Genomic DNA, 13,028 nt, shown 5'->3' with positions numbered 1-13,028 from the left:
CACAGAAACAGCCTGAAAGTTTCAGGATCGCGGGGTTTCTGCCGAATTTGCATATAGGTTCCAGTTGCAGCCCACCGCCATTCAGGCAAAGTCGATATCACGGTGATCCGGCCATCTGATCTGGCCGCACCCAGGGGGACAGCATGACCACGCACGCATCATTGGATGCCTCGACCACCGGCCCCGCGCCGTGCGGTCGCGACCGTGCGACCGGTGTCCCGCCTGGAGACGATCACCCTGCTTGAGCACGGCGGGTCCATCCCGCCGCGCCTCCTCCGCCAGGACGCGGAGGCCCACGGACGATCCCGGCGGAGCCGGGCCACCGCCCAACGCAGGTGTACTGCATCCGCAGACAGGTACAGGGAGACATAGGTCATGAACGCATCGATCCGCAAATTCCTGAAGGAAGAAGACGGTGTCACCGCGCTCGAGTACGGGCTGCTGGCGGCCGTCATCGCCGGCATCCTGATCGCGGTCGGCAACGACCAGATCAAGGGGTTCTTCGAAACGCTGTTCAAGAACCTCTCCGCACTGGCCACCAAGGCGTCCGGCTCGACAACCTGAGCGGCGACTGCGTGCGGCTGGCAGCGGCGCGAGCGCGGGGGCATGGAGCCTGGTCAGGGCAGTCCAGTGACGGGCGATGGAGTGTGCGATGACACTGCTGGGATTGTTGGCCATCGGCGTGTGCCTGCGGATTGCGATCAGTGATCTGTATGCACGTCGGGTGCCCAACACCTGGCTGATCGCTGCAGGCGTGATCGCCACTGCGGTGATCGTCGCCGGCCAGTTCAGCGCGCCGCGCCAGCCGTGGCTGCCTCACGTTGCCGGCGCGGCGCTCGGCCTGGTGGCGCTGCTGCCGTTCTATGGCCTGCGCTGGATGGGCGCCGGTGACGTGAAGTTCTTCGGCGCACTGGGTCTGATGCTGGGCTGGCAGGCGCTGCTGCCGGTCTGGCTGGTTGCCAGCCTCGCCGCCGGGGTGCACGCCGTGCTGGTGCTGGCTGGCCGGCGCCTGGGCGTCCTGTTGCCCGGCCGCCTGCAGATGCAGGTCAATCGCACCAGCTCGCAATGGCAATCGCATCCGGCCCTGCGCGACATGCAGGCTGCCCGCCAGGGACGACGTGGCATTCCCTATGCAGCCTACCTGGCACTCGCCGCCATCGGCTGGGTGCTGGCCGGCATCTACGGAGGTGCACCATGAACATCCGCAGCCCACGCCTGCAACGCGGGGTCGCCAGCATCGAGTTTGCCCTGATGCTGATGCTCGGCCTGCTGCCACTGCTGCTGTTCACTTTCTCCGGGGTGATGATCATGGCGGCACAGCAGACCCTGGCCACCGCTTCGGCCGAAGGCGCGCGCGCCTCGCTGCGCTACGGCACTGCCGGCGAACGACGCACCGCCGCCTGCGTCGCCGCGCGCACCTCGATGCAATGGCTGCTGCAGTTTTCCAAGCAGAACGTGGACTGCAGCACGGGGGGCAGCAACGCCATCGTGGTGTCGGCACAGGCGCCGTGCGCCGGCCTGGCCACGGCCCAGTGCATGACCGTGACGGTCAGCTACGACTACGCCAGCCATCCCTTCCTGCCCGGCACCGCCACGCTCTACAAGTGGGTGATGCAGGCTCCCATCCGCAGCGTCGCGGTCGCCCAGCTCGATCTCGGCAGCGGCAACTGATGATCGGTACTTTGGAGACGGTTCCATGCTCAAGTTGACCCGCATCGCTGCCGTCGCCCTGATCGGCCTGGCCGTGCTGCTGGCGCTGATCGCCTTCATGATCGGGCGCAAACCGGCCGAACCGGTCACGGTCGCACCAATCGCCCATGACGAGGCGCAGGCGATCACCGTGGTGGAAGCGGTGGCACGCCTGCCTGCGGGCGAGCCGATCAGCGCCAGTGGCCTGCGGCTGGCCCAGCGCACCTCACCCGTCGCCGGTGCCGCCACCAGCATCGCTGCCGTAGTCGGCAAGGTGCCGGTGCAGGACATCGCCGAAGGCAGCCCGATCAGCAGCAACGCATTGGCACAGGGCTTCTCGCTGCAGCTGCGGCCGGGCGAGCGCGCGTTGGCCGTGCCCGTGGACGAACTGGTCGGTGCCGGCAACCGCATCGTCCCCGGTGACTTCGTCGACGTCTTCCTCAACCTGCGCAATGCCCAGCCCAACATCAACAGCCCCGCCGAAGCCGCGCAGGCGCGCCTGCTTCTGTCGCGCCTGCGCGTGCTGAGCTATGGCCAGCAGGACATCGCGCCCGTTGCCACAGAGGCCGCCGCCAATGCCGCGGTCGACACCCGCAACGACCCGCGCGCGGCCGACATCACCGGCAGTGGCGGCAGCAGCAACAACAATGACGCCCCGCAACCCGCGCGCAGCGCGGTGCTCGCCGTCCCCGTGGCCGATGCCAATCGCCTGCTGCTGGGTGCACAGCAGGGCAAGCTGTTCCTGGCCCTGCGCAATCCCGCCGACACCGGCCTGCCCGACCTGACGCTGTTCCCGCAGTCACGCGGCGTGATCGATCCGCTGCGTGGGCTTGATGCGGAGCAGCAGCTGGCACTTCAGCGCCCGGAGAACCATGCCTACGCCGGCATCGACGGGGATGCGCTGGCCGGCCGCGGCAGCACTCCGCCACGCAGCACTGCAGATGCACCGGCGCGCGCGCCGGCGCCACGTCGCAGCGCCCCGCGCGCGTCGGGCATCGAGATCATCCGTGGCGACAGTTCCGCCCCACGTGGTTCCCTTTGACCTGCATCGAGTGCATCCATGACCGAACGTCGCCGCCGTCCACGCACCTCTCCCCGCCAGCGCTGGCTGGCCCTGCTGCTGGTGCTGCTGGCGCCGGCAACGAGCGTGGCCGCCGATGACCTGGTGCTGCAGGCCCGTGAGCAGCGTCCCTGGAACCTGCCGGCCGACCTGGAGCGGGTGGCCATTGCCGACCCCGGCGTGGCCGACATCGTGATGCTGCGCGGCCAGCGCCAGGCGCTGCTGGTGGGCAAGATGCCCGGCACCACTACCCTGCTGCTGTGGCACCGCAGGCAGGCCGAGCCGCAACGGGTGACGGTACGGGTGCAGAGCGCCGTGCAGGGTGCTGCCAGCACCGGCGGCAATGATCTGGTGTTCACCCAGCAGGACCAGCAGGGCCTGTTGCAGGGAAGCACCGACAGCGTGCTCTCGCACATGCAGGAACAACGCACGGCGGCGATGGCACTGGGCAAGGACGGTGCGCTTGCCGATACGTCCACCATCAGCAGTGGCGGCGTGGTCCAGGTCGAGGTCAAGGTCGTCGAGTTCAACAAGACCGCGATGAAGCAGATCGGCATCAACTTCCAGAACCGCAACGGCGGCTTCGCCTACGGCTTCGCGCGGCCCGGTACCGGGTTGCCGGGCAACACCGGCCTGCTGCCCGGCATGAAGGAAGGCAACAGCAGCAACGAGGCCGTCTCGCCGATTTCCTCGGCATTCCGCCTTGTTTTCGGCTCGACGAAGGGTCTGTGGAACGCCGACGTCGAACTGCTGCAGAGCAATGGCATGGCCCGCGTACTGGCCGAGCCGACGCTGGTGGCGCTGTCCGGGCAGAGCGCCAGTTTCCTGGCTGGCGGCGAATTGCCGATCCTGGAACCGCAAGGGCTTGGCACCACCACCATCACCTACAAGCCGTTCGGCATCGGCCTTACCGTGACCCCGACCGTGCTGGCAGCGAACCGCATCGCGCTGAAGGTAGCGCCCGAAGCGAGCGACCTGGACTACAGCAATGCCATCGTGCTCAACAACGTGCAGATCCCCTCGATCACTACCCGCCGCGCCGACACCACCGTCGAGCTGGGCGATGGCGAGAGTTTCGTCATCGGCGGGCTGGTCAGCTCCAACATCGTCTCCAACGTCAGCAAGATTCCGCTGCTGGGCGACCTGCCGATCATCGGTTCGTTCTTCCGCAACTTCGATTACAAGCGCCAGGACAAGGAACTGGTGATCATCGTCACCCCGCGCCTGGTGCAGCCGCTGGCGCGCAATACCGAACTGCCGCTGCCCGGCGAGCGCGAAGCCAAGCCGCATCTTCCCGAGTGGGGTTCCTGGTTGCTGGGTCCGGTCAGCCAGGACCCTGTGCCCGGTTTCTCGCGCTGACTCCATGATGCCTGCGATACCACGCCCATGCCCTACGCCACTGCCCAGCCGCTGCATCCGCAAGGACCCCCGATGAACCTGGTCCTGTATGGCATGGATCGCGAACTGCTGCCCCGGCTGGCCGCCAAGCTGCCGCCGAGCACTGCCCTGCATTGGCAGGACAGCAACGCACCCACCTCCGCGCAGGACCTGCAACGCGGTCCGCAGAGCCTGGTGCTGCTCGACTTCCGGCCCGAGCATGCGGCCGCCTCGAGCGTACTGGCACAGCAGCTGCAGCAGACCCAACCGGACCTGCCCCTGGTGGCGGTGGGCGCCACCAGCGCCGGCCAGGTTGAAGGCGTGGTGATCGCGCTGCGCGCGGGCCTGCGCGATGTGCTGGACCTGGACAGTGACGACGCAGGCATCGAGGCGGCCCTGCGGCGTGCGCTGTCTCCGCGGCCGGCAGCGGTTGCCCAGCACGCGCACAAGGCACGCCTGATCGTGCTGCTGGGCGTGCGCGCCGGCGTCGGCACCAGCACCCTGGCCGCGCATCTTTCGGTGCTGGCGCAGCAGACGCGCGCGCTGGCCCAAGGCGAAGCCCTGCAGCAGGACGGCCTGCTGATGGAGCTGGCGCAGCCCGCCGGTGACCTCGCGCTGTACCTTAATCTCGACAGCCGATTCCATTACGAAGACGCGCTGCGCAATGCCAGCCGCATCGATGCCACCCTCGCCCGCACGGCCATGGCGCGGCATGACTCCGGACTGGTCCTGCTGGATCGTGCCAGTGGCAGCGATGCCGTTCCCCCCTCCGATCCTGGCGCGCTGCTGCAGCGCCTGCGTGGCGTGTTCGCCAGCGTGCTGTGCGACGCCGGCGGCTGCCCGCTGCGGCAGCTTCCGCCCTTGTTGCTGGACCAGGCCGACGAGATCTGGCTGGTCACCGATGCCTCGATCGCCACGCTGGTCTCGCTGGACCAGGCGCTGAAGCACCTGGCGGGCCAGCGCGAGCGCGAGAAGCGCCTGCAGCTGGTGATCAACCGCCACGATGACAGCAGCGGCATGGGCCCGGAACAGATCGCGCGCCGCTTCGAAGTGCCGTTGCTGGCGACGCTGCCCGAACGACCGCGCGTGCGCCTGGCCGCCAGCCAGGGCCACCTGCTGCTGCAGGATGCCCCGCGCGACCCCTATCTGCGTGCCCTCGCCCCGCTCGTGTCGCGCCTGGATCCGGCCGCGTGCCCGGTCCAGCCGCATGGCCTGCGGGAAAGACTCTCCCTTGCCCTGGGTGGATCGCAATGGAAGACAAGGTAACCCCGTTCCCGCACGCCGTTGCCCGCCCCGTGCTGGAAAGCACGCCGGGCCACCTGCCGTTCGCGCAGACCGAGCAGTACCAGAAGGTGCTGTCGGCTGCGCATGAGCACCTGCTCAACAGCATCGAAGACGAGCGCATCGACATCGATTCCTGGGCCCCGGACACCATCGCCCGCTGGGTACAGGTGCAGACCGTGGGCTTCATCCAGGAATGGCGCATCCCGATCAACGAGGAAGAGATGCAGGTGGTCGCGGAAGGGCTGGTCAAGGAGCTGACCGGTTTCGGCCCGCTGGACGACCTGCTGCACGACCCCTCCATCGAAGACATCCTGATCAACGGCTTCAAGGACGTGCACGTTTCACAGGGTGGCCAGCTCAGGCGCGCCACCCAGCGCTTCACCGATGACACCCACCTGCTGCGCATCCTGCGCCGCATCCTCGCGCCGCTCGGCCGCCGGCTGGACGATTCCAACCCGATGGTCGACGCGCGCCTGCCCAATGGCGGCCGCCTCAACGCGATCATCTCGCCGCTGGCGGTGGACGGACCGATGGTGTCCATCCGCAAGTTCCGCAAGGACCCGTTCACCCCCGACGAGCTGCTCGCCAAGGGCACGTTCGACGCGCCGATGCAGGCACTGCTGAAAGCGATGGTGCTGGGCCGCTGCAACATCCTGGTCTCCGGCGGCACCAGCTCGGGCAAGACTTCGCTGCTCAACGCCCTGGCCAGCTACGTGCCGGCCAGCGAGCGCGTCATCACCGTGGAGGACACCGCCGAGCTTTCGCTGAACCATCCGCACGTGGTGCGCCTGGAGAGCCGCATCGGCGGGGCCGAGGGCCAGGGCGCGGTCAGCATCCGCGATCTGGTGCGCAACAGCCTGCGCATGCGCCCGGACCGCATCGTGGTCGGCGAAGTACGTGGCGCTGAAGTGCTGGAAATGCTGCAGGCGATGAACACCGGCCATGACGGATCGATGGCCACCATCCACGCCAATACCCCGCGTGACTGCCTGTACCGCATCGAGATGCTGGCCGGCTTTGCCGGCTTCCAGGGCAGCGAGGACAGCCTGCGCCGGCAGATCGCCAGCGCCATCGATTTCATCGTGCAGATCTCGCGGCTGGGCAGCGGCCGTCGGGTGCTGGTCTCGATCACCGAGATCACCGGGGTGAGCGACAACCTGATCACCACGCAGGAGATGTTCCGCCACGAGGTGCAGATCGACGGCACCGGCCGCGAGACCGACCGCTGGATCGGCCTGGGCTTCCATCCGCATTCGCACAAGCTGGAGCCGTTCCGCCAGCAGCTGCGCGAATCACTCTACGGGGACTTCTGAACATGGGCACCGGCCTCCTGCTGGGCGTGTTGAGCATCATCTCGGTGCTGCTGGCGCTGGCGGTCTGGCTGTGGGGCACTGCCAGCAGCCGCGAGCAGCGCCAGGCCTCGTTGCAGCATGCCGAGCAGCAGCTGGCGCGCGGCAGCGCCGCCGGTGCGGTACCGGCCGGGCCTGCCGTTGCCGCGGCCAACGATGCAGCCCGCCCCGCCAGCAGTGGGAACCGCACGCTGCCGTGGGATGGCGTGCTGCAGCGCGCCGGCCTGCAGCCGGGCTGGAAACTGCCACTGATGCTGCTGGTGCCCGGCCTTGTGCTTGGGGTCGTCGCGGCAATGCGGCTGGGAACGGCCTGGATGTTTCCGCTGACCCTGCTGCTGTACCTGCTGGGCTGCTGGCTGTGGGTGATGCGCCGGATCACGAAACTGCGTGCGCAGCTGCTGCACCAGATGCCGGACTTCCTCGACAACCTGGTCCGCCTCACTGCGCTGGGCAACAGCCTGCAGGCTGCGTTCCAGGTTTCTTCGATGCAGACCAGCGCGCCGCTGCGTGGCCTGCTCGACACCACGGTGCGCTATGCGCGCAGCGGCATGGACCTGGATCGCGCGTTGAGCCTTGCCGCGCAGCCGTATCGCATGGACGTGCTGAAGGTGCTGGCGGTGGTGATCGGGGTGAGCGTGCGCATCGGCGGTCGTGCCGACCAGATCCTGCAGCGCATGGGCGACTTCATGCGCGACCTGGAACAGGCCCAGCAGGAACTGGCGGCCACCACTTCGGAAACGCGCATGTCGGCCTGGGTGCTGGGGCTGCTGCCACCGGCCAGTGCGGTGCTGATGGCGATCTCCAGCCCGGCATTCTTCCAGCCAGTGCTGCATGACCCGCTCGGCCACAGGATCCTGCTGATCGCACTGGGCCTGGAACTGCTCGGAGCGTTCCTGCTGTACCGCTTGGCCAAGTCGCTATGACCGCTTGCAGCCGCCACGGAGGTACCCGATGAGTGCCACGGCCTGGTTCGCCCTCTCGCTGCTGGTGTTGGCGGCCGGTGTCGCCCTGCTGGGCATCGCCGGGTGGGTGCGCAGCCATCGCGAGCAGCGCACCTCGGCCACGCTGAAGACCGCCCTGCAACCGCGTGACGAAGCCCGCGACAGCGAGGCTACCCGCCGCGACTCGCTGGGCTGGCTCGAGCGCTTCGGCCGCTCGCTCAGTGGTGGCCGCCTGGAGGCCGCGCTGCTGGCCAACGAGGACAAGCTGCTGCTGGACCTGGCCGGCTGGAACACGCGCCGCGGCACCGCCATCTACCTGGGCCTGCGCCTGCTGCTTGCATTGCTGGTGCTGGCCCTGGCGCTGGCGTTCAGCAGCGCGCAGGGGCTGTCCAAGGTGATGGTGGTGATCGGTGCGCTGGCGGGCGGGCTGCTGCTGCCCAAGTTCGTGCTGTCGTCGTGGGTCAAGCGCCGCCGCCGCGCGGTCGAGAACGAGCTGCCCCTGCTGATCGACCTGCTGCGCCTGCTGCAGGGCGTGGGCTTCAGCATGGACCAGAGCCTGCAGACGCTGGGCGACAAGCTGCGCGATGCGTTGCCGGTACTGGGCGGCGAACTGCAGGAAGCGAACGTGGCCTACACCCACGGCCGCACCCGCGCGCAGTCACTGCGGCGGTTGAGCGAGGTCTACGCCGATGACGACCTGGCCAGCCTGATGCAGCTGATCCTGCAGGTGCATGCGCACGGCGGCGCGGTACAGGAGCCACTGCGCCAGTTCAGCATCCGCCTGCGCGAACAGCGACGCAACACGCTGAAGGAAAAGGTCGGCAAGCTCTCGGTGAAGATGACCGTGGTGATGATGCTGACCCTGTTGCCGGCACTGATGCTGGTGCTTGCCGGCCCGGCGCTGGTCGCGCTGGCCACCACCATGTCCAAGATGGGATCCCCCTGATGCCAGCCCTGCGCACCTCCTGCCTGCTGCTTGCCGCCGCCCTCGCCGCCCTGGCCAGTGGCTGCGCCTCGACCACGCCGAAATACGTGCGCGCGCCCAGCCTTGCGCCGCCGGAACCCGATCCGCAGGACAGCCGCAACGCCTATCTGGAGCTGATCGAGCGCATGCAGCAGCAGGGCGCCTGGTATGCCTCGCTGGCCCACGTGGAGGCCTTCCGCCAGCGCTATGGCGATCGCCCCGCCCTGCGCCTGCTGCAGGCCGACGCACTGCGCGAGACCGGCCAGACCGACGCAGCGGTCGCGCTGTATCGCGAGCTGTCCAGCGGGCCGCAGGCTGCTGCCGCCGCCCATGGCCTGGGCCTGATCGCTGCACGCCGCGACGACGATGCCGGCAGTGAACAGGCCCTGGCGCGCGCCACGCAGTTGCAGCCCTTGAACACCGACTATCTGGGCGACCTGGGTTATGCGCGGCTGCGCGCCGGCCAGTTCGACCAGGCCCGCGAGCCGCTGGCCAAGGCCCTGGAACTTTCGCCAGGCAACGCCAAGGCCACTGCCAATCTCGCACTGTGGGCGGTTCTGCGCGGCGATCAGGCCACGGCAGAGCGCCTGTCGGAACAGGCCAACCTCAACGACGAAACCCGCCGCAGCATCCAGCAGCAGGCCCAGCAGATCCGTACCCGCCTGCAGCAGCGGCAGGCCGCGGCCGCCGTCAATGCGCCCACGCCTGCGCGCACGGCCAGCGTCGAACGCAGCGCCCGTGCATCGGGCAGCACACGGCTGGCAGCCGAACCACATCGCGAAGCACGTGACGAGCGCGATCCGCAGCGCCTGCCACCGTCGATGCTGGAACGCTTCAGCACCAACGAACACCCGACCGGAAGCACACCATGACCGCGATGCGCCTGATCCGACGCTTGTTGCCCGTGCTGTCCTGCCTGCTTGTTGCGGGTGCCGTGCAGGCTCAGCAACAGCCATTGACCGGACAGATGCTCGGCGGCCCCTTGCCGTCGGCACCGGCCACAGCGCCGATGCAGGCCGAGCCGCTTCCCACCGTGGAGCTGGCCGCACCAGCCGCATCTGCGGACGTGGCTGCGGCGCCACCGGCAATCCCCGCAACCGACGTTGCACCGCCGGCAGCACCGCGTGCGCGCCTGCAGAGCGGCGAGGCCACCCGCAACCTGTTCCGCCTGCAGGCGTCCGGGCAACAGGCCGGCCAGCGCCTGCCGATCCTGGGCGACCAGGCCACGCTGAGTTATGCGCGTTACCTGAAGAGCTTTGAACACGAGATCCCGGACTTCTTTGAGACCGATGTTGCCCGGTCCAGGGACGCCTCTTCCTCCGGACGCTGAGGTCGGCCATGAAACGCCCACGCCAGTTCAGTTTCAGTCGCCCACGCGGCGGCATGTCGGTCACGATGATGCTGGTCATGCTGGCGCTGCTGGCCATGCTGGGCCTGATCGAGGTCGGCTACCTGTTCTGGGCCAAGCGTGATGCGCAGAAGGTGGCCGACCTGGCCGCGCTGGCCGGCGCGCAGCGGCTGGAGCTGTGCAGCCCGGACAACAGCGACAACAGCGCAGCCCGGCAAAGCGCGCTGGCCCAGAACAGGTTCGCAGGCACCCTGCAGGTCCGCTGCGGCAACTGGAGTGCCAGCCGCGGCACCAGCAACCGTTTCGTGACCAGCGTCGATGCCAGCAACCCGCGCAATGCCGTGCAGGTGATCGCCGAGCGCAGCGTGCTGCCCTTTTTCGGCCAGAACACCAGCCTGCCAACCGTCAGCGTGCAGGCGGTAGCCCGCCGCTCGGAGCCCACGGCGGTGTTCGCGGTTGGCTCGCAGCTGCTGCGCACCAACGGCGACTCGGTGCTGCTGTCGACGCTGCGCCTGGTCGGCCTGGATGTCACCAACGCAACCGCGCTCTCCTATGACGGCCTGGCGCAGGCCAACGTCACGCCATCCGGCCTGCTGAAGGCGCTCAACATCCCGGTGAGCGCCAACCTCAGCGTGGCCGACTTCAACCGCCTGCTGTCGGTCAACAAGATCTCTCTGGCGCAACTGGTCGATGCCACCGCCACCGTCGTCGGCCGTGACTCGACGGTAGGCGTGCAGCTGCGCGCCCTGTCCGACCTGGTCGCCACCCAGCTGGACATCAACAAGCTCAACATCGCGCTCGGCAGCCAGGCCGGCGGCGGTGGACTGTTCGCGGAAGTTGTCTCGCCCGATGGCACCGTCGGCAGCGCGCTGGAATCGAAGATCAACGTGCTCAACCTGATCAACACCGCCATCTCCATCGCCAACGATGGCAACGGCGTGACGATCAAAGGGCTGGACCTGCTGGGCATCAACATCCAGGGTGGCGTGGTCGAACCACCGTCGATCGCCATCGGCGGCGTCGGCACCCGTGCCTACAATGCACAGGTACGGCTGATGGTGGACGTGGACAGCAACAACCTGTTCGCGCTGGGGCCGCTGCTGAACCTGCTCGGCACGCGCCTGCACCTGCCACTGCATGTCGATGTGGCCAACGGCATGGGCACCCTGACCGGCATCCAGTGCGGCGGCAGTCCCCCCAAGGCGACCATCCAGGTCGATTCATCGGTGCTGCGTGCCTGCGTCGGCAACGTCGACCCCGCACAGCGCTTCTCGAAGAACAATGTCTGCGACGCCACGCTGCAGAACGAACAGCTGTTGAAGCTGCTGGGCCAGCCGCTGATCAACGACAGGATCACCCTGCCCGCCCTGACCAGCTCGCAGAACCTGACCCTGGCCGCCGGCGAGACCGCCTCGACCCGGATCAACCCGCTCGCCGTCGGTGATGCAGTGTCGAGCCTGGTCAACGAACTGCTGCGCGTGCTGTCCGGCATGCTCAGTTCGCCCAAGCAGGGCATGAGCGCCAACGACACCGCCAAGGCCCTGGCCGACCGCTATCTGCAGGCGGCCTTCCCAAATGGCGGGCGCTACGATGTCGACAAGCTGATTCCGCTGCTGCGCGACGGCGATCCCAGCAAGCAGCTGGCACCGCTCAACAGCTGGACCGTGCCGGGCGGCCTGCCCTATGCGTGCGGGCTGCTGAACCTGACCACCTGCCACAAGGATGGGCCGGTCTGGGATGCGCTGAAGGTCACGGTGACCGGCCAGGGCCTGGGTGTCCTCGACGGGCTGCTCGGCTCGCTGGTTGGCGGCCTGCTGATCAACCGCTGCGACAGCCTGCTCGGCAACCTGATCGACTACAACGGCTGCGTGCGCAACAACCTGGCCTCGTACATCCAGACCGCGCCGGCAGGCTTCCTCGATGGCGCCGGTGGCAGCGGCGTCACCAACCCCGACGGCAGTGTCAGCTGCAGCGGCCTGCTGTGTACCCTGCTGAAGCCGATCCTGGCCGCGCTGCGGCCGGTGCTCAACAGTGTCGGTACCCTGCTGACCAACCTGCTGGCCAGCGTACTGGGCCTGGAACTGGGCCGGACCGACGTCAACGTGCAGTCGATCCAGTGCAGCGCAGCACAGCTGGTCTATTGACATCGAGCCGTGACGGGCGCCCTTGGCGGCGCCCGCACCCATGCTAGACTCCCGGCGGGGAACCACCTTCATCTCAACCCACACTCATCCGTGGATGGTCTAGACATGCGAGAAACTTCAGGGGGCGCGGTCTTCGCCCGGCACGCGCGCAGCGCGGCAGTGCTGGCCGTGGCCATGATGCTGGTGGCTCCAGCGGCGATGGCCGCACGTGGCGACCGTGAGCCTGCAGCCGAACCGGCGCGCAGCGCGCCGGTGGTGCGCAACACCGTGGACGAGCTCAAGCAGTTGATGGATTCGCGCCAGCTGACCGAGCTGCGCACCACCTACAACGGCAACTACGGCGCCAGCCTGCTGTTCAACGCCAACACCCTGACCTACTACGTCGCCCTGTTCCAGGAGAAGAACTTCTGGCGGGTGATCAAGACCGATGCGGTGGACAACGCCGAGCGTGTCTACCGTACCTTCGCGCAGCAGTCCGAGCAGCTGGCCCAGGTCTACATCGACACCACCCGCCTGGAAGCCGGCAAGCGCTACACCGAGCGCCTGGTGGCCTACAACGAGGAACGCCTGCGCACCCTGCAGCAGGAAATGGAACAGCAGCAGGCCCAGTCGGCGCAGGTCAGCGCCGCCCTGCAGCAGGCCCAGCAGCAGGCCGTGAGCCTCAGCACCGATGTGCAGAGCACCAACAGCCAGCTGGACGCCCTGCAGCGCCGCATCCAGATCCTGCAGGCCGAACAGGGCAACCCGGAGTTGAGCCTGCCCAAGCCGGACAGCGTGCCCGCACCGGCTGCCGCCAGCGACGGTCGCTGAAGCCCGCACTTACGGCATTCCACGCAACGGCGCCCCAGGGCGCCGTTGTCGTTTTCGGCACT

General features: G+C 68.1%; 13 protein-coding genes. All 13 read left to right on the top strand.

The window, feature by feature from the left end; genetic code table 11:
• The first annotated feature begins 375 nt into the window (after positions 1-375).
• Positions 376-564, top strand: coding sequence for a Flp family type IVb pilin (locus V3B30_RS18855; protein ID WP_014037517.1), 189 nt, complete (start codon positions 376-378; stop codon positions 562-564).
• An 88-nt stretch (positions 565-652) separates the two neighbouring features.
• On the top strand, positions 653-1,198 hold the full coding sequence (locus V3B30_RS18850; protein ID WP_100473000.1) for a prepilin peptidase: 546 nt from the start codon (positions 653-655) through the stop codon (positions 1,196-1,198).
• Positions 1,195-1,671 carry a TadE/TadG family type IV pilus assembly protein gene (locus V3B30_RS18845; protein WP_100473003.1) on the top strand — a complete coding sequence of 159 codons (477 nt, stop codon included), beginning with the start codon at positions 1,195-1,197 and terminating at the stop codon, positions 1,669-1,671. The genes V3B30_RS18850 and V3B30_RS18845 overlap by 4 nt, the downstream gene beginning before the upstream one ends.
• Positions 1,672-1,696: 25 nt before the next feature.
• Complete coding sequence (gene cpaB, locus V3B30_RS18840) at positions 1,697-2,731, top strand: Flp pilus assembly protein CpaB (protein WP_262084348.1); 1,035 nt, start codon at positions 1,697-1,699, stop codon at positions 2,729-2,731.
• An 18-nt stretch (positions 2,732-2,749) separates the two neighbouring features.
• Positions 2,750-4,108 carry a type II and III secretion system protein family protein gene (locus V3B30_RS18835; protein ID WP_262084349.1) on the top strand — a complete coding sequence of 453 codons (1,359 nt, stop codon included), beginning with the start codon at positions 2,750-2,752 and terminating at the stop codon, positions 4,106-4,108.
• A gap of 27 nt (positions 4,109-4,135) precedes the next feature.
• Positions 4,136-5,392 (top strand): fimbrial protein, encoded by a 1,257-nt coding sequence (locus tag V3B30_RS18830; RefSeq protein WP_100473026.1) that lies wholly within the window; start codon positions 4,136-4,138, stop codon positions 5,390-5,392.
• A complete protein-coding gene (locus tag V3B30_RS18825; protein WP_100473029.1) occupies positions 5,377-6,723 on the top strand; it encodes a CpaF family protein in 1,347 nt (448 codons plus the stop codon). The genes V3B30_RS18830 and V3B30_RS18825 overlap by 16 nt, the downstream gene beginning before the upstream one ends.
• A 2-nt stretch (positions 6,724-6,725) precedes the next feature.
• Complete coding sequence (locus V3B30_RS18820) at positions 6,726-7,682, top strand: type II secretion system F family protein (RefSeq protein WP_100473031.1); 957 nt, start codon at positions 6,726-6,728, stop codon at positions 7,680-7,682.
• A 28-nt stretch (positions 7,683-7,710) separates the two neighbouring features.
• Positions 7,711-8,646, top strand: a complete 936-nt coding sequence (locus V3B30_RS18815) for a type II secretion system F family protein (protein ID WP_100473033.1) — start codon at positions 7,711-7,713, stop codon at positions 8,644-8,646.
• On the top strand, positions 8,646-9,536 hold the full coding sequence (locus V3B30_RS18810) for a Flp pilus assembly protein TadD (RefSeq protein WP_262084350.1): 891 nt from the start codon (positions 8,646-8,648) through the stop codon (positions 9,534-9,536). The genes V3B30_RS18815 and V3B30_RS18810 overlap by 1 nt, the downstream gene beginning before the upstream one ends.
• Positions 9,533-9,994 (top strand): DUF3613 domain-containing protein, encoded by a 462-nt coding sequence (locus V3B30_RS18805; protein WP_262084351.1) that lies wholly within the window; start codon positions 9,533-9,535, stop codon positions 9,992-9,994. The genes V3B30_RS18810 and V3B30_RS18805 overlap by 4 nt, the downstream gene beginning before the upstream one ends.
• 8 nt (positions 9,995-10,002) lie before the next feature.
• Positions 10,003-12,156, top strand: a complete 2,154-nt coding sequence (locus tag V3B30_RS18800) for a TadG family pilus assembly protein (RefSeq protein WP_329809764.1) — start codon at positions 10,003-10,005, stop codon at positions 12,154-12,156.
• 105 nt (positions 12,157-12,261) lie between these two features.
• Positions 12,262-12,966 carry a DUF2968 domain-containing protein gene (locus tag V3B30_RS18795; protein ID WP_049443363.1) on the top strand — a complete coding sequence of 235 codons (705 nt, stop codon included), beginning with the start codon at positions 12,262-12,264 and terminating at the stop codon, positions 12,964-12,966.
• Positions 12,967-13,028 lie beyond the last annotated feature (62 nt).

The organism is Stenotrophomonas sp. SMYL41, from assembly GCF_036319965.1.
Lineage (GTDB): Bacteria > Pseudomonadota > Gammaproteobacteria > Xanthomonadales > Xanthomonadaceae > Stenotrophomonas > Stenotrophomonas maltophilia_R.
Note: the sequence above shows the minus strand (reverse complement) of the source record. Positions and strands in the feature narration are given on the sequence as shown.